General features: G+C 59.2%; 17 protein-coding genes, 4 pseudogenes and 1 other annotated feature. Of the genes and pseudogenes, 7 read left to right on the top strand and 14 right to left on the bottom strand.

The genetic code is table 11. The features are described 5' to 3' along the window. Positions 1–296: 296 nt before the first annotated feature. The 3 genes and pseudogenes from FHW77_RS24245 to FHW77_RS24235 form a co-directional block, all read right to left on the bottom strand. A pseudogene (locus FHW77_RS24245) lies at positions 297–1,906 on the bottom strand (ABC transporter ATP-binding protein). 1 nt (position 1,907) lies between these two features. Then, positions 1,908–3,038: an ABC transporter permease gene (locus FHW77_RS24240; RefSeq protein WP_182590845.1), complete on the bottom strand. Its 1,131-nt coding sequence runs from the start codon at positions 3,036–3,038 to the stop codon at positions 1,908–1,910. Continuing rightward, positions 3,031–3,999 (bottom strand): ABC transporter permease subunit, encoded by a 969-nt coding sequence (locus tag FHW77_RS24235; protein WP_182590844.1) that lies wholly within the window; start codon positions 3,997–3,999, stop codon positions 3,031–3,033. The genes FHW77_RS24240 and FHW77_RS24235 overlap by 8 nt, the downstream gene beginning before the upstream one ends. Between FHW77_RS24235 and FHW77_RS24230 the strand changes: the two are divergent. Beyond that, positions 3,942–4,160 (top strand): annotated as a pseudogene (locus FHW77_RS24230) (TrbI/VirB10 family protein); the annotation flags it as partial. The gene FHW77_RS24235 and the pseudogene FHW77_RS24230 sit on opposite strands and share 58 nt — an antisense overlap. A gap of 108 nt (positions 4,161–4,268) precedes the next feature. On the opposite strand, the gene FHW77_RS24225 reads toward FHW77_RS24230, so the two are convergent. The 4 genes from FHW77_RS24225 to FHW77_RS24215 all read right to left on the bottom strand — a co-directional run bounded on the left by FHW77_RS24225 (position 4,269) and on the right by FHW77_RS24215 (position 7,809). Further along, positions 4,269–5,503 (bottom strand): IS3 family transposase gene (locus FHW77_RS24225; RefSeq protein ID WP_182590843.1). Its coding sequence is split into 2 segments (ribosomal slippage): positions 4,269–5,209 and positions 5,209–5,503, totalling 1,236 coding nucleotides; the frame shifts between segments, so codons are not numbered across the junction. Next, positions 5,106–5,222: a sequence feature (AL1L pseudoknot), on the bottom strand. It overlaps the preceding gene by 117 nt. A gap of 50 nt (positions 5,504–5,553) precedes the next feature. Further along, on the bottom strand, positions 5,554–5,826 hold the full coding sequence (locus tag FHW77_RS24220) for a hypothetical protein (protein ID WP_182590842.1): 273 nt from the start codon (positions 5,824–5,826) through the stop codon (positions 5,554–5,556). A gap of 51 nt (positions 5,827–5,877) precedes the next feature. Beyond that, positions 5,878–6,012 carry a hypothetical protein gene (locus tag FHW77_RS26845; RefSeq protein WP_256366760.1) on the bottom strand — a complete coding sequence of 45 codons (135 nt, stop codon included), beginning with the start codon at positions 6,010–6,012 and terminating at the stop codon, positions 5,878–5,880. Between the two features lie 222 nt (positions 6,013–6,234). Further along, on the bottom strand, positions 6,235–7,809 hold the full coding sequence (locus FHW77_RS24215; RefSeq protein ID WP_182590841.1) for a Na+/H+ antiporter: 1,575 nt from the start codon (positions 7,807–7,809) through the stop codon (positions 6,235–6,237). A gap of 252 nt (positions 7,810–8,061) precedes the next feature. Between FHW77_RS24215 and FHW77_RS24210 the strand changes: the two are divergent. After that, positions 8,062–8,493, top strand: a pseudogene (locus FHW77_RS24210) (DUF983 domain-containing protein). A 45-nt stretch (positions 8,494–8,538) separates the two neighbouring features. Here the strand turns inward: FHW77_RS24210 and FHW77_RS24205 are convergent. Then, positions 8,539–10,839 (bottom strand): FdhF/YdeP family oxidoreductase, encoded by a 2,301-nt coding sequence (locus FHW77_RS24205; protein WP_034495491.1) that lies wholly within the window; start codon positions 10,837–10,839, stop codon positions 8,539–8,541. Between the two features lie 157 nt (positions 10,840–10,996). Here FHW77_RS24205 and FHW77_RS24200 point away from each other — a divergent pair, with 157 nt between their 5' ends. After that, a complete protein-coding gene (locus FHW77_RS24200; RefSeq protein WP_051674083.1) occupies positions 10,997–11,836 on the top strand; it encodes a formate/nitrite transporter family protein in 840 nt (279 codons plus the stop codon). Positions 11,837–11,945: 109 nt separating this feature from the next. Next, positions 11,946–12,350, top strand: coding sequence for an EF-hand domain-containing protein (locus FHW77_RS26840; RefSeq protein WP_034495397.1), 405 nt, complete (start codon positions 11,946–11,948; stop codon positions 12,348–12,350). Between the two features lie 305 nt (positions 12,351–12,655). On the opposite strand, the pseudogene FHW77_RS27005 reads toward FHW77_RS26840, so the two are convergent. The 3 genes and pseudogenes from FHW77_RS27005 to FHW77_RS24185 all read right to left on the bottom strand — a co-directional run. Next, positions 12,656–12,721: pseudogene (locus FHW77_RS27005) on the bottom strand (hypothetical protein); the annotation flags it as partial. A gap of 10 nt (positions 12,722–12,731) precedes the next feature. Then, positions 12,732–15,587: an ATP-binding protein gene (locus FHW77_RS24190; protein WP_182590839.1), complete on the bottom strand. Its 2,856-nt coding sequence runs from the start codon at positions 15,585–15,587 to the stop codon at positions 12,732–12,734. A gap of 240 nt (positions 15,588–15,827) precedes the next feature. Further along, positions 15,828–16,511, bottom strand: a complete 684-nt coding sequence (locus tag FHW77_RS24185; protein WP_051674086.1) for a response regulator transcription factor — start codon at positions 16,509–16,511, stop codon at positions 15,828–15,830. A 271-nt stretch (positions 16,512–16,782) separates the two neighbouring features. Here FHW77_RS24185 and FHW77_RS24180 point away from each other — a divergent pair, with 271 nt between their 5' ends. Together FHW77_RS24180 and FHW77_RS24175 are read left to right on the top strand one after the other, a co-directional pair. Next, positions 16,783–17,172, top strand: a complete 390-nt coding sequence (locus FHW77_RS24180; RefSeq protein WP_034495401.1) for a Cif family virulence factor — start codon at positions 16,783–16,785, stop codon at positions 17,170–17,172. Positions 17,173–17,241: 69 nt separating this feature from the next. After that, positions 17,242–18,069: an SDR family oxidoreductase gene (locus FHW77_RS24175; protein ID WP_182590838.1), complete on the top strand. Its 828-nt coding sequence runs from the start codon at positions 17,242–17,244 to the stop codon at positions 18,067–18,069. Positions 18,070–18,098: 29 nt separating this feature from the next. Here the strand turns inward: FHW77_RS24175 and FHW77_RS24170 are convergent, their stop codons facing one another. Beyond that, on the bottom strand, positions 18,099–19,067 hold the full coding sequence (locus FHW77_RS24170; protein ID WP_081859318.1) for an AraC family transcriptional regulator: 969 nt from the start codon (positions 19,065–19,067) through the stop codon (positions 18,099–18,101). Between the two features lie 92 nt (positions 19,068–19,159). Here FHW77_RS24170 and FHW77_RS24165 point away from each other — a divergent pair, with 92 nt between their 5' ends. After that, positions 19,160–20,125, top strand: coding sequence for an oxidoreductase (locus tag FHW77_RS24165; RefSeq protein ID WP_182590837.1), 966 nt, complete (start codon positions 19,160–19,162; stop codon positions 20,123–20,125). Here FHW77_RS24165 and FHW77_RS24160 read toward each other — a convergent pair. Both FHW77_RS24160 and FHW77_RS24155 read right to left on the bottom strand, forming a co-directional pair. Next, entirely contained in the window at positions 20,102–20,434 is a 333-nt protein-coding gene (locus tag FHW77_RS24160) for a hypothetical protein (protein WP_034495405.1), read from the bottom strand. The genes FHW77_RS24165 and FHW77_RS24160 overlap by 24 nt on opposite strands. 99 nt (positions 20,435–20,533) lie before the next feature. Then, positions 20,534–21,004 carry a carboxymuconolactone decarboxylase family protein gene (locus tag FHW77_RS24155; RefSeq protein ID WP_182590836.1) on the bottom strand — a complete coding sequence of 157 codons (471 nt, stop codon included), beginning with the start codon at positions 21,002–21,004 and terminating at the stop codon, positions 20,534–20,536. Positions 21,005–21,086 lie beyond the last annotated feature (82 nt).

Raw genomic sequence — 21,086 nt, 5'->3', positions numbered from 1 at the left:
CTCCAATATGTGCGTCAGTCGTCCAGCCCCAACCCTTCGCGGCAAAGGTTTCTGCGAAAGCGAAATCGACCACACGAAACTTTCACCAGGAAATAAATCGGTTCCGCCGAGGTTTTTCCATTCTGCTGTCAGTCAGGGTGGAATGCTGCGCGGTTGACATGGCGACCTCGTCGCAGTTCGACTGCCCGAATTTCGGAACGGATGCGACATCGACTGAGGAGGGGCCTGTTTAATGTCTCCTGGCTTTGCATAGTCGAGTTAACCGCACTGCGAGTTACTAGTGGCCGAATTTTTAGTCATCCCACCACCGCCGCCGAAAACGCGGATATGATCAGTGTTTTCGTATATTCAGCCGAAGGCCGGTTGAAGATGGCGTTTGTCTCTCCCTCCTCGACGATCTTTCCGTTTCTCATGACGATGACGTAATCTGAAATGGCCTTGATGACGGACAGGTCGTGGCTGATGAAGATGTAGGAAAGGCCGTGGGCCTTCTGTAGATCACGCAGGAGGTCGATAACCTGGCCCTGAACGGACCGGTCCAGCGCCGACGTGGGTTCGTCAAGAATGATGACCTCTGGTTTGAGAATAATGGCGCGGGCAATGGCGATACGTTGGCGTTGCCCCCCGGAAAATTCATGGGGATAGCGGTTGCGGGCGGCGGGATCGAGGCCCACTTCCTTCAGCGCCTCGATTGCGCGCCTGTCCCGTTCCGCACGGTTGAGGTCCCGGTCGTGGACGAAGAGCCCCTCGGTGATGATCTCGCCTACTGTCTGTCGCGGCGAAAGCGAACCATAGGGGTCCTGGAACACGAGCTGGAGATGCCGCCGTAGCGGCCGCATGGCCTTTCGATCAAGCCCGGTGATTTCCTGTTTTCCGAAAAAAATCCGGCCATCGGCCTGGATCAGGAGCAGCAGAGCGCGACCGAGCGTGGATTTGCCTGACCCGGATTCGCCAACAATGCCGATCGTCTGTCCCTGATGAAGATTGACGTTCACGCCATCAACGGCCCGGAACTTGCTCGATTTCGACAGGAAGCCGCCCGGAATTGTGTAATCGATCGTTACGTTCTGGCCGGAAAGCACGATCGGAGCCTCTCGGCTGACTGCAGGCTTGTTCCCTCGGGGCTCGGCATCGAGAAGCATCCGGGTATAATCCGCCTTCGGGCGCTCGAAGATATCCTCCGTGGTCCCAGCCTCTACGATTTCCCCCCGTCGCATGACCGCGACGCGATCGGCAAAGTGGCGGACGACACCGAGATCATGCGTGATCAGCACGATCGCCATCCCGAAACGCTGCTGCAGCGACTTCAAAAGATAAGGATCTGGGCCTGGATCGTAACGTCGAGGGCGGTGGTCGGCTCATCCGCAATCAGGATGTCCGGCTCGTTCGCGAGCGCCATGGCGATCATGACGCGCTGGCGCTGACCACCGGAAAGCTCGTGAGGATAGCTGTCTATACGCCGCTCGGGCTCCGGAATTCCGACGAGCCTCAGCAGTTCGAGAACGCGTGCGCGCGCCTCCTTTTTACTGCCACCGCGGTGGTGAATGATCGGCTCGGCAATCTGCGCACCGATCCGGTAGAGAGGATCGAGCGAGGTCATCGGCTCCTGGAAGATCATGGTGACTTTCGCGCCACGGATTTTGTTCAGCTCGCCGACAGGCAGTCCAAGAAGTTCCTTTCCGCGATATTTCGCGGAGCCGCTGATGGCGCCATTGGATGCAAGCAATCCCATGATGCCCATCATCGTCTGGCTTTTGCCAGAACCGGACTCGCCAACGACAGCGAGCGTTTCGCCCTGTTTGACGTCAAGGTCGATGCCCTTGACGGCATGGACGGTTCCGTCCGGTGTGTTGAAGTCGACCTTCAGGTCGCGAACGGAAAGAATGGTGTCAGTTGTCGTCTTCATGTCAACGATCCTTGGGATCGAGTGCATCACGCAACCCATCGCCGACGAAATTCAGCGAAAACAGGGTCAGCACGAAAAAGATCGCCGGGAATATCAGAAGCCACGGGGCGGACTGGATATTGTTGGCACCTTCGGAAATCAGCGCGCCCCAGCTTGTGAGCGGCGCCTGAACGCCGAGACCGAGGAAGGACAGGAAGCTTTCCAGAAGAATGACTTTGGGCACGACGACCGTCACGAACACGACAACGGGCCCGATCGTATTGGGGATGATATGACGGCGGATAATCTGCCAGTCGCTTAGTCCCAGAGCCTGCGCCGCACTGACAAATTCCCGTCGTTTCAAGGCGAGTGTCTGGCCACGCACGATGCGCGCCATGTCCAGCCATTCCACCGCGCCGATGACGAGGAAGATCAGGATGAAGCTGCGGCCAAAAAAGACGACCAGAACCACAACCAGAAAGACGAAGGGCAGTGAATAGAGTATTTCGACGAAGCGCATCATCACATTGTCCACGCGCCCGCCAATATAGCCCGCTGTTGCACCGTAGACCACGCCGATTCCCAAGGAAACGAGGCTCGCCAGGACACCGACCGCAATCGAAATCTGACCGCCAAGCATGACGCGCGCAAGCATGTCGCGGCCGTTGGAATCTGTACCGAAGAAAAAGTATTCGCGGTTGACGTCGCCTTCCAGCTTCAGCGTGCGTCCGTCGTCTTCGGTCGCAATCACCCTGGTATTTCTGAATTCATTGGCACGGTCGAAGTAGCGTGTTGCCCGCGGATCGATTGCGCTGCTGGAGGCGATGGTCGCCGTGAAAGTCTGGCCTTCAACGGCAAATTCCTTCAGCTCGACGCGGGCCCGGCTCGCAACACCCTCCATCACGTCCTGAAGGTTATTCACATCCGGGCGTGGCTCGAGACTGGGTGCCACCGAGACATAGGAGGAAAACACCTGATCATAGGTATGTGCCAGGAAATGAGGCCCGACAAACGAGAACAGAGTAATAAGGAGCAACATGACGGAACCCGCCATGGCTGCCTTGTTGCGTCTGAAACGCAGGACTGCCAGCTGGAACAGGCTGCGGCTTTTGATTTGTTGCGAATGAGGGTTAGTGCCGGGGCTATCAGTCATGTCTGACCCTCGGATCAAGAAGGCCGTAGAGAATATCGACGACTAAATTGAACAGGATGACGAAAATGGCGACGAGAACAACGGTTCCCATCACCAGCGTATAGTCACGATTGATGGCGCCGAGAACGAAGTAGCGGCCGACGCCGGGAATGGTGAAGATCGTTTCGATGACTGCCGAGCCAGTCAAAAGCGCGGCGGCGCAGGGAGCGAGATAGGAAACGACCGGCAGCATTGCCGCGCGCATGGCGTGGAAAACGACGACGCTGCGCACGGGAAGGCCATAGGCCTTGGCCGTGCGGATGTGGTCCATTCGCAGTGCCTCGATCATGGCACCGCGCGTCAGCCGGGCAATGACCGCAAGCTGCGGCAGCGCAAGTGCGATCATCGGAAGAATGAGGTAGCGTAGCGACCCGTCACCCCAGCTGCCTGCCGGAAGAAGCCCGAGCAGCACGGCAAATACAAGCGTGAGAACAGGGGCCACGACGAAATTCGGGACAGTGACGCCCACTGTCGAGATTGACATGATCGAGAAATCGAAAGCGCTGTTTTGCCTGAGTGCTGCGAGCGTGCCGGCGAGCACGCCGCCCACCAGAGCCAGCAACAGAGCATAACAACCCAGTTCGAGCGAATAGGGCAGGCCCTTGCCGATCAGCTGCGCGACGGTGTTGTCCTTATAGATGTAGCTTGGGCCAAAATCGCCGGTGACGGCATTGCCGAGATAGATGAGATACTGGCGCCATAGTGGCTCATCCAGATGATAGGTTCTCATCAGATTTTCCATGGTCTGTGGGGGGAGGGGACGTTCGAGATTGAATGGACCACCGGGCGCAAAATGCATCAGGAAAAACGAGATCGTGACGACGATAAACAACGTCGGCACGGCGCTCGCCAAACGGCGCAGAAACCGGCATCGACATGGCTGTTCCGCAGAGCTCAACCCTTGCGACCCAGGATACGGCATCCGATGCGGCAAGGCGCAATTTTGCCGAAACCTTCGGACGAGTGGCCGACCGCACGATCCAGCGCAATATGGATGTACAGCCGACGCTGCAAATCCGGCCCGGCTATAAATTCAATGTGCTAGTAGATCAGGACATTGTCTTTCCAGGGAAATATCGTTGAGAAAGCAGCCTAGCCCTAGTCGCCGTTTCCTTCCGTGGCCAGCGCTGCATAGCTAAATCACGAAGCATGCCAACTGAACCGCACCGGGTTTGCCGGAGGCCATTTCGTTTAAGTTATGCTTGCCACGGCCGGTGCGTCCAGCATGGCGTAATATCGTTCTTCGGCTTCGGCTGGCGGTATGTTGCCGATGGGCTCCAGAAGGCGACGGTTGTTGAACCAATCTACCCATTCCAGCGTGGCGAACTCCACGGCTTCGAAGTTTCGCCACGGTCCTCGCCGATGGATGACCTCGGCCTTGTAAAGACCATTGACCGTTTCAGCGAGAGCGTTGTCATAGGAACCTCCAACACTCCCGACCGACGGCTCGATGCCCGCTTCCGCCAGCCGTTCGGAATAGCGAATGGACACATATTGCGATCCGCGGTCGGAATGGTGAACCAGTCCTCCACGGTGGACGGGCCGCCGATCATGAAGCGCCTGGTCGAGGGCATCGAGAACGAAACCCGCATGGGCAGTCCGGCTTGCTCGCCAACCGACGATGCGGCGAGCGAAGGCATCGATCACGAACGCGACGTAAACAAAGCCCTGCCAAGTGGCCACATACGTGAAATCAGAAAGCCAGAGCATGTTGGGCGACGGCGCGAAAAAGTGCCGGTTCACCCGGTCGAGCGGACAAGGCGCGGCCTTGTCCGACACGGTGGTTTTGACGGGTTTGCCGCGGATGATGCCCTGTAGTCCCATTGCCCTCATGAGCAGAGCAACAGTGGAGCGGGCGATGTCGTAGCCTTCTCGCTGCAACTGCCGCCAGACTTTACGCACGCCATAGACCTGGAAGTTCTCGTTGAACACCCGGCGTATTTCGATCTTCAAACCGATATCGCTGCGGGCCCGGACCGACAGGCGATCCACATCCAGGCGCTTGGCAACGTTCTCGTAGTAGGTTGATGGGGCAATCGGCAAAAGCCTGCAGATCGGCTCGACCCCGAACACGCCACGGTGTTCGTCAATGAACGAGATCATCGTTTGAAGGGGCGGTCGAGCTCCGCCATCGCGAAATGAGCAGACGCCTTGCGCGAAATCTCGTTGGCCTGACGAAGCTCGCGGTTCTCGCGCTCAAGAGCCTTCATCTTCTCGGCCGCGTCGCTCGGCAAGCCTGCTCGTTTGCCGCTGTCGACCTCGGTCTTCTTCACCCATTCACGCAGCGCGGCTGGCGAGCAACCGATCTTGCCCGCAATAGATGAAACGGCAGCCCACCGCGATGGGTGCTCAGCCTCGTGATCCAGCACCATACGGATGGCGCGTTGGCGGACTTCGGGTGAAAACTTGTTCGTTGTCTTGCTCATATCGGCTCCACTCTCTCAGAAGTTGGAGCCTCCGGCAAACCCGGTGCGGTTCAAGGTGTTGGCTTGTTTCCACTGACGGTTCCCGACATGGCCATCCAAGCCTCCAAGCGATCGGGCGGCTTCTTGTATCTACGAAGAACGGAGAAGAAGAAGCCCGAATCGTCTTCAATCACAAGCATGCCGCTGCCAGCGTCTGGGACGATGACGAGCTGAAGGAGGAATTCAACTATTCCACCGAATATCCGGACGGCGTGCTTCCTTGGAAGACGGTTTCTTTTAGCAATCCGGCGAGCGACCATCGTCGATGCTTGGGCGTTCTCCATGCCAGATTCCTGCTGCGGTCACCTGAACGTCGCCACCACGCATGTCACCTTTCACGAGAGTGGCGTCGCACCCTCGGTTTTACCGGCCTCTTGCAGGAACAGGCTGTAGCCGATCGAGTGATCCGCGTACTTGAAGGCGAGAATACTTAGTACGGAGGCGATCATGGCCGCCAGAATCAACCGCATGTGTTAGACCTCAAGATGTTATCGCAGAGAGTTATCGTCGTTTGGCGTGTATCTCTGGCCCGGAAACCCTATCGAATCGGCGCGTCCGCCGTAAGCCCCGCGGGTCTCTCCAGAAGGACTTTGACGACGACACATCGAACGTAGTTTGGACCAATCGAGCATGACAGCTATACCAATGGTTGGCGTGCCACCTTTCGGCGAACAAGGTGTGAGGTCCGCGCCTCAACGCGGTTCTATGCCGAATTCCTGCGCATCCAGATCCTGTTCGAGTTTGACGAGCGCGCGATCGCTGATTTCGCCAGTCCGATACATCTTGAGTAGCTCGGCGCGGCCGGCTTTGATCGCTGCCAACATCGCTGCGGACGGTGGCATGGCGGCGCGTGCTCCCGCAGCCCCGGCGAGCGACGAGGCTTCGCGGTCGGCACGGTTCCGGTAGTGCTCAAGCAAGCAGCGCTCCTCGTTGGAAGTTTGCGAGCTGACGGCCGCCGAGAACGCCTTGAATTGAGCCTGGGACAGCCTCATTCTCGCCGTCGCCTCGTCTCGGGCAAGCCGCTCCGCGCTTTGCGATCCGGTCGAGGGCAAGAACTTCACCAAGAGCGGCAATGTCGGCCCCTGGATCAAAACCGTCACGAATATCACGCCAAACGCCGATACCAGAATGAAATCCCTGCCGGGAAAATCCTCGGGGAGAGCCAGCGCGGCCGCGAGGGTGACCGGCCCCCGAATACCCGCCCAGCCGAGGATCATCGTGATCGAAAAGTCGGGCTGCATTCCAGCGCGTAGGCCAAGGCGGCGCGCTAGCCTCCATAAGGCGTCCGAGCCGAACAGCCAGATAAACCTCGAGATCAATACGACCCCGACGATCACCCCGGCGGGAAATGTGAGTTCGGTCATCGCCTGATCGCTGGTGGCGATCCTATCCAAGGTCTCCCTCAGGGACAGTCCGACAAGAATAAACAGGATCGACTGGAGGACGAAGACGAGAATTTTCCAATAACTACGGGCGGCAATTCGAGTCGCTGCGGAGAAAATCTCGTGTTGCCGCCATCCGAGTATCAGGCCTGTCGTCACTGTCGATAGCACACCGGAAACGCCGATCCGCTCGGCGGCTATGTAGGAGGACGCTGCAAGCAGCATGGTTCCGGTGATGACGATCTCGCTGCTTGCCAGTCGCTGTAGCACCAGCATACCCGCATGGCCGAGGCAGTAGCCGACGGCGATGCCGCCGCAGGCGACCAACGCGAACATGCCGAGTGCCTCTGGAACACTGAAAGAGCCCGCTGCAGTCCAGGCGACCGCAAAATGGAAGAGCACCAACCCGCTCGCGTCATTCACCAAGCTTTCGCCGCCGAGCACCGTGGTGACCCGCGTGGGAAGGCGAAGCTTCTCTAAAACGGCTTTCACTGCAACCGCGTCGGGAGGCGAGACGGCCGCACCCAACGCAAATCCGACGGCCCAGGGAAGTTCGGGAAACATCACATGGAACGCCACACCCACACACGCCGACGTAAAGAACACCGCGCCGACGGCCAAGGAGACGATGGTGGCCGAGTGGCGCTTGAAGTCACGCCACACCGTGGCGTAGGCGCTGCTGAGCAGCAGCGGCGGCAGGAACAATACGAGGATCAAGTGCGGATCGAAGGTCACACTCGGGATGCCGGGGACAAAGGCGAGTGCCGCGCCGCCGCCGATCATCGCCGCAGCCGGAGGAAGCCGCAGATATCGAGCCATCAGCTCCAGGATCACGACCACCAATAGCAAGAGCACCAAGAACTCGTACTGAGACTGCAGCGACATCGATTCCCTTCCGCCCTTATTTACCTCGGATCGGAGAAAGCCTTAGAGATTTGCGGTAAGGGAGGAAGATACACGTCGGTGTACCTGTCACGGTACGCCGAAAGGCGTCCGGGAATGCCTGACCTAAAAACTGCTGTGCGGGGAACTATAGCCGACGCCAATTTCTTTCGAGTGCAGCGACAAAAAGCCGGATCGCAAGTTGAACGCGCGCACATACATGATCGAATGCCTTCAATTTTCTATGGTGCTGACATGGCCGGGAATGACTGGCCTCCTCTTCCTCCTGTCCTGACGGGTATGCGGGCGAGGTGCCCCCGGCGCGGTCAGGGAAAGCTTTTCGACGATTTCCTGACGCTCAAACCGAAGTGCTCAGCGTGCGGGTAGGACTACTCCTTCGCCGACCCGGCGGACGGCCCCGCGCTCTTCGTCATCTGCTTCACTTGTATCCCGGCGGTTGCGGCGGCCTCTTGGATCGAGATTGCATTCAACCCTCCATTTTGGGTCCATCTCGTGACCTCGTTGCCGCTTGTCCTGCTGGCTTGTATCCTTCCGCGTCGCTCCCTCAAAGGATGGTTGATCAACAGCCAATATTTCTACAAAGCCGAAGAGGGAAAGATCGGCTGGGAGTTCCGGCGGAACACGCAGGCAGCAGCGAAGAACGAGACGCCCATAAACAAGGTATGACGCCGCAGGCGTGCCGTACAAATCGGCGCGCGTGTCACCATGGCGTCAAGAGGCCGCCCTGATATGCACCGGGGTCGCTTTATAGGAGGGCGTCCCGGATTTCTTGTCGAAATGGCTTAGCGCCACCAGCACGTTCAACTCCGGGAAATAGCCTGCCGCCGAGCCGCGCGCGATGTCGTATTTTACTGCCGTGAAGCCAGCGACGACCCGCTTCACGCTCTCGTCCTCACCGTCGTCCGGAGCGGCGACGATGTCGACCTTCGAGCCGTCTTCCAGCCCACGCTCCTCGAGGTCGATGGCATTCATGAAGACGACGTCCCGGCGGCCGAACACCCCGCGGTAGCGGTCGTTCAAACCGTAGACAGTCGTGTTGTACTGGTCGTGGCTCCGAACGGTCGTTAACGTAATGATGTCCGGGTAGGAGAGGCGAGGGTCTTCCTCGATCTCCAGCGCGACTATGAAGTTCGCCTTGCCGTTGCTCGTCCGCCATTCCCGCCGTGAGGCGGGTATGTCGAGGTGGAAGCCACCCGGCTCGCGTATACGCTTGTTGAAATCGTAAAAGTCGGGAAACACGGTCTCGATCTTGTCGCGAATGCGGTCATAGTCCGCGACCATGCCATCCCAGTCGATGCCGTGTCTTTCGCCGAGGGTAGCTTTTGCCATTCCGGCGATGATGGACGGTTCGGAGCGGAGATGTTCGCTTGGCGGATTCAAGAAGCCCCGAGACGCATGAACCATGCATGTCGAGTCCTCGACGGTAACCGACTGAAGTCCGCCCTCCTGAAAATCGACGTCGGTTCGCCCGAGTACGGGTAGAATCAAAGAGTTCTCGGCGATCAGGAGATGGGACCGATTGAGCTTCGTGCATAGATGGACCGCGAGTTCGAGCTTCCTCATTCCGGCGAATACCCGGTCGGGATCGGACATGGCGACCGCGAGGTTTCCTCCAAGACAGATCAGGGCTTTCGATCGTCCGGCGATGATCGCGTCGATGGCCTCGACGGCGTTGTGTCCCTTCTCGGCGGGCGGGCGGAAGCCAAAGGCCCTTTCCATGCCGTCGAGCAGCAACTTGTTCGGGATTTCGGTGATGCCGACCGTACGATCGCCCTGCACGTTCGAGTGACCCCGGAGCGGGCAGATGCCAGCACCGGGCTTCCCCATGTTGCCGCGCATCATGAGGAGGTTGGCAAGCTGCTGTACATTGGAGGTGCCGTTGCGATGCTGCGTGATGCCCATGCCGTAGCAGACGATGACACGCTCCGAACGCACGTAGACGAGGGCCGCGCTGTCGATCGCGGCCCTCGTCAGACCGGACTTCTTTACGATGAGGTCCCAGGTGGTGTTCGCGAGGTCGGCCAGTAGCGCGTCGAAGCCAGCCGTATGGGTCTCGATGAATTCGCGGTCGAGCAGGCCGCTGCCTCCGTTGGCCAGGTCTTCCTGATCAAGTTCCACCACCCGCTTCATGATGCCCTTGAGCGCGGCAACGTCGCCACCGCTCCTTACCTGATGATAGGCCGAGGCGATGGGTGTGGAAGTCAGCGTGACCATCTCCACCGGGTTCTGGGGAGCGGCAAACTTCTCCAGGGAGCGTTCCTTGAGGGGATTGAAGACGATGATCGGGACGCCGCGCCGTGATGCGTCGTGCAGCGTCGTCATCATGCGCGGATGGTTCGTTCCCGGATTGTGGCCAAAGCTGAAAATGGCGTCGCACTGGTCGAAGTCTTCCAGAACGACTGTGGCCTTTCCGATCCCTATAGAAGCGGGCAGGCCGACGCTCGTCGCTTCGTGGCAGAGATTGGAACAATCGGGGAAATTGTTCGTACCGTATGCGCGGACAAAAAGCTGATACAGGAAGGCCGCCTCGTTCGAAGCGCGCCCCGACGTGTAGAACTCGGCCATCCGGGGATCGGGAAGTGCGTTGAGTTTGGTGCCGATAACGTCGAACGCCTCGTCCCAGGTGATCGGTCGGTATCTGTCCGTGGCCTTGTCGTAGACCATCGGGTGTGTCAGCCGACCCTTGCCCTCAAGCTCGTAGTCGTTCCAACCCCACAGCTCGCTGACGGGATGCTGCTCGAAGAAGTCCGGTCCGACGCGCTTGGCGGTGGATTCCCATGTGACGGCCTTCGCGCCGTTCTCGCAAAACTCGAAGGACGACGTGTGTTTCGGGTCGGGCCAGGCGCACCCGGGGCAATCGAAGCCGTCAGGCTGGTTCGATTTAAGCAGGGTCATCGAGCCCTGTACGACGATCTTTTCATGGATAAGAGCTTCCGCGGTAGCCCTCAAGGCATCCCATCCGCCAGCCGGGCCGCTGTAGTCCTCGATACCGTCGGGGCGCTTGTCGGTCATCACCATCTCCATTCGTCTTTGCAGAGAGAAGACCACACGTAGCGGCGTTCGCGTGAGACATACTCAAGTATGCGTAGATGTGCCGAAAGCCGATCCCGTAGTTTCGAACGATGGGCTAGGCCGCATCATGCAGCGGGCAAAATCGGAGACAAGCGCCATGTACATCGAAACGATGACGAAATTCGCTGAGGCGGGGTCTCACAAAGCCGAGATGGTGAACAACCAGCTTTCCGGATTTTTCATCGGCGCAATTCTGGCAGGAGCTTACATCGGCTTCGGCGACATCGTTATGTTCACGGTCGGCGCTCACCTCGACCAGGCGTGGTCGCATCTGGTCATGGGGGCTGTGTTCGCCTCTGCCCTGACGATCGTCGTGTTCGCGGGCTCCGAGCTTTTCACGGGTACGGCGATGTACATGTCCTTCGCGCTGTTCCAGCGTCGGGTTTCGACTGCCGACGTGTTGAAAGTCTGGACGGCTTGTTGGATCGGCAACCTGGCCGGAGCGATACTTCTGGCGGCGGTCTTCCGCGCGGCGGGCGGCGGCGTCCTTCTGGGGGACGGAAGCGCGCCTTTCTATGCGGCGGTTGTCACGAAAATGTCGGCGTCGCCGCTGGTGCTGCTCGCAAAAGGATTTCTGGCGAACTGGCTGGTGTGTCTCGCCATCTGGATGTGTGGCAGAACGGAGAACGATGCCGCCAAGATCGCCCTCATCTTCTGGCCCATCATGATATTCGTGGCCGCAGGCTTCGAGCACTCCGTGGCGAACCAGTTCACGTTCGCGCTGGCGCTGATGGGCAACGCGCCGGACGGCGTGAGCGTGTCTGGCGCTCTCTATAACCTCTCGATGGTAACCATCGGGAACCTGCTGGGAGGCGTCGTCATGCTGGGGTTTGCCTACAAGGCACAGGAATTCGGCGTTGGCCACGAGGGCCATTACAAGCCCCTGCCGATTTCGGACAGGAAGGGTACCCGTCACAGTACCTCGGAGCGGGCCTGAATTTCGCGGTGTTCGGATATGAGCGGAAGCATGCTTTCAGCACGGATCGCCCCAGCTTCGCGCAAGCCCGGGAGGCGATAGATGTCCCGCAACCGGAGATGGAGATTCCATGCGAGTAGGATCAGCTTCAGACATCTACCAACTTTTCGTACCCAAAGCGAAAATCAAGGACAACGGCGAAGCACCCGAAGAGCGACCAGCGCCGACAATCAGCAGCTCTGGCGGCAGCTTCGGAAACGACGGGATCGCGGCCGCGTTCCTCGCCCGGCTCGCCAAAAGCAACTTCGAGCGTGACGATACGAATGGCGACGGTTTCGTCGACCAGAAAGAGTACATCGACGCCAAGACACAGGTCAGATCCGACGGCTATCAGGCAAGCGCGTCCGACGTCCAGAAGACGTGGGGCGAACTGGACAAGGACGGAAAGGGCCGTCTCAACGAGCAGGAGTACGCCGAGGGATTTTCCTCGATGTTCAAGGTCAAAGTCGGGACCTTCGATAAACCGCTTAGATAGGCGCTTGTCACGCTGCACAGATATCGGGACGACGATTGTCCCGATATGATGCGTCGAAACCCGCCGCTGCGATATCGACGAACCTGCCGTCGGCAACGATGTCGAGGGACATTTCGGGTCGGCGGCGTAAACTGAAGAGCCATCCCTTCACTCGTACTGATGCGGAGCGTTCCCCTCGGCGTCGAGCGGAAGCGGTTCAATCGGTCGATCGTGCCAACGGCACCATGTATCTCCGACAGAAAGGCCTCGCCCTCATCCGTGAGGAACACGCTTCGCGTAGTCCGCCGGAACAGACGCACCCCGAGATCAGCCTCGAGTCTGGCCAAAGCGCGACTGAGCGCCGATCGGGAGATGTCGAGCTGGGGAGCCACGACGCGAAAATTACGGCTCGCACTCAGCGCAATAACTCACCGGAGCGACTGGAGGTCGACGTCCTAATGCACTTTCAGACAGCTCTGTCGAAACGGCGCTGATATCGCTCATGCGCGGCACTTGGCCGTCGGCGCTCTGACCGCTGCCATAAGGTGGGGATTGGACGAGGTCCATGTAGAAAAGCCGTTCCTCATGAGGAAGCTTTGCCAGCGTCGATTCGAACATCTCTTCGGCTTCCGATGAGTTCAGCATTCGTCTGAGCGTTGTGGCAGCTCGCAACTCGTGAAGCGAATTTCCGCTGTCGCAGGCCGTCACGTAAGCTTTTCTGAGGTCCGCATTGCCCTCGTCCATGTGCCCGTCGAGGGGGCCTGAAATCAGTAACGTGCCCCTTATTCGCAGGAGATCGGACATCTGGAATATCTCTCCGCCAGTCCGCGCGGTGCTGATCGCGGTCTCGATGTGCCGAATTGCGTGCGATACTTCCCCGAGGGCGGCATATGCTTCTGCCAAGGCAGCATGAAAGCTCACCAGCATATGTTCGTGATTTCGGGATGTCATGACTTCGATCGCGCTTACCAGCATCGTCACGCCTTCCGCCGCAGAGCCCTGGCGCACGCGGACTTCCCCGCTAAGCCCTTTGCTAACCGCATGAAACGCGGCAAGGGAATGTCGTTGCGAAACTTCGGCCAACCTTTCGATCATGCCGTTGGCGACCGCCAGATCGCCTTTCCAGATGGCATTTGAAGCGGCGTACGCGAGGGCGATGCAAAGCGGAATGGGATGGCTGTAGGCGGCGGCGCTGTCGATCGCGTCGCGAGCGGTGATTTCCGACCGCCTACCGTCGCCTTGGAGAAGCTGTACGCGCGCGAGCTGGACCTTTGCCCGAATGAATTGGGTGAACACCACGAGTGTCAGATCGAGATCGACGGAGCCGCCGACCGGACATGATTCTTCGAGGACCCGGCGGGCACCGATGAAGTCACCGTTGTAGGCATGGCAGATTCCCTTCATCCAGAGTACGAGCCGCCTGGCGACGACGTCGGACGATCCCATGCATGCTGTCTCGGCGGCATCGGCTATTCGCGCGCCGGCGTAGCAGTTCCCCGCCCGCATGAGGAAAATGTTGAAGCCTGCGATGATTTCGAGCCTGAGCCTGAGATTACCGAGGCTATCGGCGATTTCCAGGGCGCGTTCGAACGAAGCGGTGACGATATCCCGCGCCTCTCTGACGATGATCCCCGAAACCGCACGGGCTTGATGCAGCAAAGCCTCCGCGACCTCGTCCATCATAACCGAAGGGAGCGACGAGAGCGCCCGATCGCTCCACCTGAAACATTCCTCAAGAAGGGATAGCTCCAGGAACAGCGGGGACGAATAGGCGACGAGTTGGGCTCCGAGCTCCGGGTCACCAGCCTCGCTGTAACACCAATCGATCGCGCTTCTGACATTCGCCAACGCCTCGGGAAGGATTTTCGATACACCGCTCAGATGAAACGGGTCCGCCTTTTGGGCATGGACCCTGAGTAGGTCGAGGAAATACTCCGCATGGGCGCGTGCCACGCGCTCCACCTCCGGCGGGTCGCAATGTAGCTTGTCGAGCGCGTATGCTTTCGTCGTTTCCGCCAGCCTGTATCTCAGCGCGCCGTTTGCGCTCAGGACACGGGAGATCAGCGATTTGTCCGCCAGCGAGTCGAGCACGTCGTCGGTCTCGATTCGAGATATTTTCGACGCCGCCTCGGCGGTGAACGGCCCGCTCAACCATCCGGCTCTCCGCAGGACTAGCTTTTCGTCCGGTGACAGGAGGTTATAGCTCCAATCATGCAGGGCCAGCACGGTCTGGTGACGTGGAAGCGCGGTCCGACGGCCGCCCCAATGGATTCCAAACCTCTGCTGGAGCAACTCGAGTGTCCGGGAAAGGCCGTGAGACGCGGCGCGCGCCGCCGTCAGCTCTAGGGCGAGAGCCATCCCGTCTAGCCTGCGGCATATCTCCGCTGCAAGATCGATTTCACCTTGCCCGACCTCGGTCGCGCCACCTGCCGCGGCCATCCGGTCGAGAAACAACTGTACCGCCGGAAAACGGCGGGTGTCATCGCCGACCACGTCAGCGGCTGGCGTCGTCAAAGGAGTGATCTTGTAGACTTGCTCGCCTTCGACCCGGAGCGCTTCGCGACTGGTCGCGAGAATGCAAAGCTCCGGGCAGTAACGGTGCGCCCGTTCCGCCAACTCTGCCGCGGCTTCGATGACATGCTCGCAGTTGTCGAGCAGCAGGAGGATTCTCTTCTCCTTGAGGAAATTGCAGACCACGGCAACGGCCGCCTGCGCGGGAGCTGCGACTCCGAAATGGGAGGCGACGGTTGTCGCGACCAAGGCTCCATCCGTCACCGGAGCGAGATCGACAAAAAGAACACCATCCCGGAAACCATCCGACATCTTGTGGGCCACGGCGATCGCGAGCGTGGTCTTGCCCATTCCACCCGCGCCGAGAACGGTGACGAACCGATGGGATACAAGACGCTCGCAAGTCTCTTCCAATGCCGCCTCCCGCCCAACCATTCGGAGGAGCGGCGGGGGGAGGTGATTTTCGGTTTTCGCTATCGGTGCAGTAACCGTGTCACCTCGTGCGACGTCGGTCTCGACTTCCGCCGAAAGCATGTAGCCGCGACCGGACACGTTGCTGATGAACGCCGCGCCGCTATCGTTCGTCCCGAGCGATTTCCGCAGTGCCGAGATATGCACCCGCAGGCTCACCTCGTCGACGACGGTATCCGGCCAGGCTCTGGCGGTCAGATCGCGCTTGGAGACAACAGTACCGCCGTTTTCCACGAGAACCGACAGAAGGTCGAACGCACGGCTTCCGATCGACACTGGAACGCCGTCGCGTTCCAGTCGTCGTTCTATCGGCAGAAGCCTGAACGACCCGAACCTGTAGGACATTCGCGATCTCCTGCAGCAGCCGGGTTTCCCGGCGGAGGCGACCGGTTCTTACAGGTTGGAAGCGGCCGCTGTTGAACACTGCGGCCTCTGGATTCCCGAGGGCGCTTTGCCACGATACGCCCCCGCGCAACGTTGCGCGATGCAAACCAAAGTATGCATCGCAATACGCATCTAGTTGAGGGCCGTAATCTTTCGCAGCTCTGTCGATTCGGCGAGTGTCTGCTGAAGGACGTCGTACTTCCTGACAAGGTCCGGCAATGTGCGCGAATTCATTTTCCGCATCACTCTCCCGCGATGAACCTTGACCATGATCTCGCTGATACCGAGGTCATAGGCGATGACCTTGTTCATCAGTCCGCTCGTGACGGCTTCGAAAACCTGGCGTTCCCGGGGGGTGAGGCTGACTGCGCAGGACCTGATCGACTGGCGGGCAATGAAGGCGCTCCGTTCCCGATGGTCCAGCTCGAACGCCGCTGCGACAGCCCGAAGCAAGGCGTGCTTGTCGATCGGCTTGAGCAGGAAGTCCACCGCACCGGATTTCATCGCCTCGACGCTGGCGCGAACATCGTCCACCTGACTGACATAGATGACGGGGAGGGTAGCGCCGGGCTGGTCCCGGATCATCCCGCGATCCATGCTGCCCTGATCCGCGCTGATCACGACGCACCCGGCGCGGGGCCCATCTGAAGCGGAAGCGAATTCTTCGCTATCGTCATATTCGGCCACGTCGTAGCCGTTGTCACGAAGCAAGCGGGCCACTGCGGCGCGGCTTGCGAGGTCGCTTTCGACCAGATGGACGGTCTGCTGCGGTGCGGGCGACTGGCTGGCCATATGGATGTCGGTGCTGAGTTGCATGTCTGAATCTCCTCGCTGTTGACCACATCACTTTCGGCGAGAAAGTTCGTGTCGGCGAGTTAAGAGACGTTGGAATGCGAAAAGGTATGTTGTGCGTCTGAAGTTTTGTTGGGGTGAAGAAACAAAAGATAACGCTCAGGCGCGTCGCACGCCGAATTCTTGAAAATATTATGCTTTATTAGACGCATAACGAAATTTAACGACCATTAACTGCGTACAGTCCGTGATGATGGCGTATTCCTCCGGGCATAGACGCCCCGGAGATAGATCAATGGCATACCGACAATCGCAAAACTTACAGGTCATCCTCCCCGTTCAGGTACTGCCGGAGACGATCGACAATTTCTTTACCGCTCTGAACGAAGAAGATCTCGGCGGAGTTGTCAGAGGCTTCGCCAGTGATGCCGTCATCAATGACCAGATGCAGGAGTTGTCCGGCATTGACGAGATCATCGGCTGGGCCGAACAGGACATCATCGGCTTCCATGTTCGTGCGATCATCCTTGATATACGACTCCGGTCCTCTGGTGCGATCGTTTCAGCGAAAATAACAGGCGATTTCGACGCCCCCGGTCTGCCCGAACCGCTGATCCTGCTCTTTTACTTCGTGCTCAGCGACAACCTCATCGATCAACTCATCGTCCTGAGGAGCGGCGTATGATCCGCCGGACCTACGGCATTTTGCAAGATGCCCACCAAGACGCAATCATCAGTCACAGGAGTATTTAAAATGTCCGAATTTTCGAAAGTAGTCGTGCTCGGCGGAAGCGGCATGATCGGAGCAAGGGTCGTCGAAAGGCTGAAGGGTCTCGACGTCGAGGTCGTCGCGGCTTCCCGCCGAACCGGAGTGAACACGATCACTGGGGAGGGACTTCTGCAGGCCCTCTCCGGGGCGAACGTTGTCGTCGACGCGTCGGATGTCCACTCGTTCGACGAGGAGACGCTTCGGGACTTTTTCGTCGTTTCGGGAAGGAACGTCGCGAAGGCGGAGATAGAGGCGGGCGTTAAGCACCATGTGACGTTGTCGATCGTGGGAGTAGATCATCTGCCCGGCAACCCATACTACGCCGCCAAGGCGCGACAGGAGCAAGTGGCCCGATCTTCCGGGACCCCTTTCACGATCGTCAGATCCACCCAGTTTTTCGAGTTCCTGCCAACCATTTCCGGGGGGTTCGCAAAGCAGAACTCGGTAAATCCCCCCGACGCGCTTCTGCAGCCTATCGCCGCCGACGATGTGGGTGGTATTCTGGCCGAGATCGCACTGGAAAAGCCGAGAAATGCGGTGGTTCAGATCGCGGGGCCCGAGCGCGACGCCATCGCGCACTGGCTGCGCAGGGCGTTTTCCGTAACGAACGACACAAGGGTGGTCACCGCCGACAGGATGGCGACCTGGTTCGGGGCACGTTTGGAACAGGACTCCCTGGTTCCGACCCATCCAGATCGCATGGGTACCATGTTTTTCGACCGGTGGTCCACGACTCCGTCGGCTCGCTTGGCACTTGGTGGCAATCGCTATGCCACCGCCTCGGCGGAGCTGGAGCGGCAGATCAAAGTCTGACGCCACCGCGCATCACACGCGGGTCTAAATCAACTTTGCCTAGCAGTCCGGCCGCTTTCGAGCCGAGCGGCATCGTGTTGCCGCTTAACTACACGATCTCCTTCGACAGATCGTCTCGGCGAGGTTCCGTAAACCCGTTTGAAGGCGGCTCCAAAAGCCGCCTCCGAGCCGTAGCCCACGTCGTTGGCGACCTTCGCGATCGTCGCGGTCCTATCTCTAAGCGCTTCACGGGCAAGCGTCATGCGCCACCGCGTTAGGTACTCCAGCGGAGGTTCTCCGACGATCCGTGCGAAGCGTTCGGCGAACTGCGATCTTGAGAGACCGCTTGCCGAGGCCAGGTCAGCGACCCGCCAGTTTCTACCGGGTTCAGCATGCATCGCTGAGAGCGCTTTGACGATCTGAGGATCGGAAAGGGCGGCAATCCAACCGACAGCCTCGCCGTCACTGGCGTGGCTCCGGATCATCTCAACGAAGATCATATGCATGATCTCTTCACATATGATCTCGGCCCCGGGGCGTGCCTCGGCCATTTCGGCTTCCAACCGTAGAAGCAGCCCCCTTATCCATTCCGCGGTCGCAGTTCCGGCTCTCAATAGAATGACTGCTGGAAGGGAGGAGGTCAGAAACTCCATGTTCCTGTCCGATGTCATCCTGCCGCCGACGAATGTCGCCGACGGCCCGTCTCCATTGTCGAGTTGCGCGAAGCCGGCGGTCGCATGGGCAAATACCTGGGCGGCGGATAGCACCTTGCTTGAACGGTCGTTGCCGACGGTGAAGGGCGTGGCCCTTGTCAGCAGGAAGCAGTCGCCCTTTTCAAGTTTGTAACTTGCGTGCCCATCCACGTCAAGGAAGCATGCGCCCTCCGTGATCGCGTTAAATTTCATGCCGTCGTGCATTTCGACGCGGACAGTAAAGCGTCCTTTCGCGCGGAGACCTGCCGACAAAACTCCACGCGCGCGGGTCAGCCGCAAGATGTCTGAAAAGGGATCGGACGACATTCCGGACGTTCGCTACAAATTATAGGAGCATTGAACATAGTTTGTCTTGTCTCGATTTGCCATATCTCGTTACAGACGAAAGCGAGGTAATCATGAAAAACAACGCTCAAACACCACTCGGGACCAAATGGGGTCCGGCTGCCACTGCTCAATTGGTGGCTGACGGCATCGACTTGCAAGGCAAGGTCGTCCTTGTCACGGGCGGCGCGTCAGGGCTCGGTCTCGAAACGACGCGTGTCCTCGTGTCCAAGGGGGCCGAAGTGGTTGTCCCCGCGAGGCGCGTGGCAGATGCCGAAAGCGCGCTCAAGGGCATCCCCAGGACAGAAGTCCATGAGATGGAACTCACGGACAGCATGTCCGTGGAACGCTTCGCGACGCGATTTCTGGAAACGGGCCGCCCCATCCATCGCCTGATACTGAACGCGGGCGTGATGGCGACGCCGCTCTTTCGCGACGAGGACGGCAACGAAGGCCAGTTCGCCACCAACCATCTCGGCCATTTCAGGCTCGCGACGCTCTTATGGCCAGCGATGAAGGCCGCGCGGGGTGCGCGGATAGTTGTTCTGTCGTCGCGTGGACACCAGATCGACGGTGTCCATTTCGATGACTTGCGGTTCGAAATGCGGCCATACGACAAGTGGCAAGCCTACGGACAGTCAAAAACTGCAAACGCCCTCTTCGCCGTCGCTGCCGACGCTCGAGGAAAAACTCACGGCATCAGGGCGTTTTCGGTCCATCCCGGCTCGATCGTCGGGCCGCTGGCCCGCCATCTGTCGCCTCAAGAGGTGGACGCTTTCGGCGCAATTGACCAGAATGGGCAGCCCATCATCGACCCCGAGGCGGATATGAAGAATTTCGCCCAAGGTGCTGCGACGACCGTCTGGTGTGCGACGTCGCCGCTTCTCGATGGCTTGGGAGGCCTCTACTGTGAGAACAGCGACATCGCCGCAATCGAAGAAACCGAGCGCAAAGGCGTGCGTCCCTATGCCATCGACCCCGAAGATGCCGAGCGGCTGTGGCGGGTGAGTGTGGAACTAACGGGAGGCGACGTCGGATAGAGTCACGGCGGACGAACGATCCACCACGATGACGCCTTGGGCCCCACCGCCCGAGACGGCTTTTTCAATTTTTAGGGTCGCTGCTGGTGACACCGACAGCGAGCCGGATGCAACCTTGCGACCGGAAATCTTTGGCTGGAGGTTTGCGAAGTCCTGCGCCAGATATACCCGCGTCTGTCGCGGCTTATCCCTAGCGCCGATGTAAACCGTCGCCGAAGCGAGCCCCACCATCGTCAAGATAATGGTGAAGTAGACGGAAGCCGGAATGAGTGGGGCAGAAGGTCTCTGCTCCGGATAGTTCGAGCGCATGTCTTTACACTCCCGAAAACGTGGGTGTTGATAACGGAGAACAGATTTCGAGTGGGGTGCGCGGGCCCGGAGGCAAGTCGCCCCGGAGCCGTTCGCGGCTCAGGATTGAGGCCGCGCCGCTGCCATGCCAGTATTGCGGGATCGAGGATCGCTTCGCGCAAGCAGTGCCAGTTGATCCCACATTCTTGCTGCACTCACCGCGATCATCAGACGTGCGATATCCTTGGGAATTAAGAAATCCCGGATAGCGTCATAAGCCTGACCCCAAATGCCGTTTGCGGTCTGCATCAGAAGCTCCGTGAAGTTCAATACGGCCCGCTCTACAGGATTGTAGATCGACGCCCTTCGCCACTGCGAAGTCATTGAAAGCCAAGCTTCGGCTTTGCCGAGCATTCGGGCCTTCTGGACGTGGAAATCGATGGAGCTTTCGCAGCCGTCAATGTGCGCAGCTCGAATGCCGATCGGCGCGATGAGTCGTTCATCCACGCCGGATTCGATCACGAATCCGTCCACCAGGCGCAAATTGAAAAGGCTATCTCGGCAGTCACCGATGTCAAAACGTGGCCGCATCCTGCAATCTCCGGTCAAGGCCCGATCAGCGGCTTGGCGTCGTGATCGTTGGTCAATGCTCCAGATATGAAAGAAACGCATT

The organism is Agrobacterium sp. RC10-4-1, assembly GCF_014138475.1.
GTDB lineage: Bacteria > Pseudomonadota > Alphaproteobacteria > Rhizobiales > Rhizobiaceae > Agrobacterium > Agrobacterium pusense.
This window is presented reverse-complemented; position numbering and strand designations above follow the sequence as displayed.

What these genes read in the sequence shown, in the direction of transcription:
- FHW77_RS24160 (WP_034495405.1), bottom strand. Translation starts at nt 20,434, where the DNA reads ATGCGCTCGAACTATCCGGAGCAGAGACCTTCTGCCCCACTCATTCCG.
- FHW77_RS24200 (WP_051674083.1), top strand. Translation starts at nt 10,997, where the DNA reads ATGTACATCGAAACGATGACGAAATTCGCTGAGGCGGGGTCTCACAAA.
- FHW77_RS24170 (WP_081859318.1), bottom strand. Translation starts at nt 19,067, where the DNA reads ATGTCGTCCGATCCCTTTTCAGACATCTTGCGGCTGACCCGCGCGCGT.
- FHW77_RS24185 (WP_051674086.1), bottom strand. Translation starts at nt 16,511, where the DNA reads ATGCAACTCAGCACCGACATCCATATGGCCAGCCAGTCGCCCGCACCG.
- FHW77_RS24235 (WP_182590844.1), bottom strand. Translation starts at nt 3,999, where the DNA reads ATGCCGTATCCTGGGTCGCAAGGGTTGAGCTCTGCGGAACAGCCATGT.
- FHW77_RS26840 (WP_034495397.1), top strand. Translation starts at nt 11,946, where the DNA reads ATGCGAGTAGGATCAGCTTCAGACATCTACCAACTTTTCGTACCCAAA.
- FHW77_RS24175 (WP_182590838.1), top strand. Translation starts at nt 17,242, where the DNA reads ATGTCCGAATTTTCGAAAGTAGTCGTGCTCGGCGGAAGCGGCATGATC.
- FHW77_RS26845 (WP_256366760.1), bottom strand. Translation starts at nt 6,012, where the DNA reads ATGCGGTTGATTCTGGCGGCCATGATCGCCTCCGTACTAAGTATTCTC.
- FHW77_RS24205 (WP_034495491.1), bottom strand. Translation starts at nt 10,839, where the DNA reads ATGACCGACAAGCGCCCCGACGGTATCGAGGACTACAGCGGCCCGGCT.
- FHW77_RS24215 (WP_182590841.1), bottom strand. Translation starts at nt 7,809, where the DNA reads ATGTCGCTGCAGTCTCAGTACGAGTTCTTGGTGCTCTTGCTATTGGTG.
- FHW77_RS24240 (WP_182590845.1), bottom strand. Translation starts at nt 3,038, where the DNA reads ATGACTGATAGCCCCGGCACTAACCCTCATTCGCAACAAATCAAAAGC.
- FHW77_RS24165 (WP_182590837.1), top strand. Translation starts at nt 19,160, where the DNA reads ATGAAAAACAACGCTCAAACACCACTCGGGACCAAATGGGGTCCGGCT.
- FHW77_RS24180 (WP_034495401.1), top strand. Translation starts at nt 16,783, where the DNA reads ATGGCATACCGACAATCGCAAAACTTACAGGTCATCCTCCCCGTTCAG.
- FHW77_RS24155 (WP_182590836.1), bottom strand. Translation starts at nt 21,004, where the DNA reads ATGCGGCCACGTTTTGACATCGGTGACTGCCGAGATAGCCTTTTCAAT.
- FHW77_RS24220 (WP_182590842.1), bottom strand. Translation starts at nt 5,826, where the DNA reads ATGGAGAACGCCCAAGCATCGACGATGGTCGCTCGCCGGATTGCTAAA.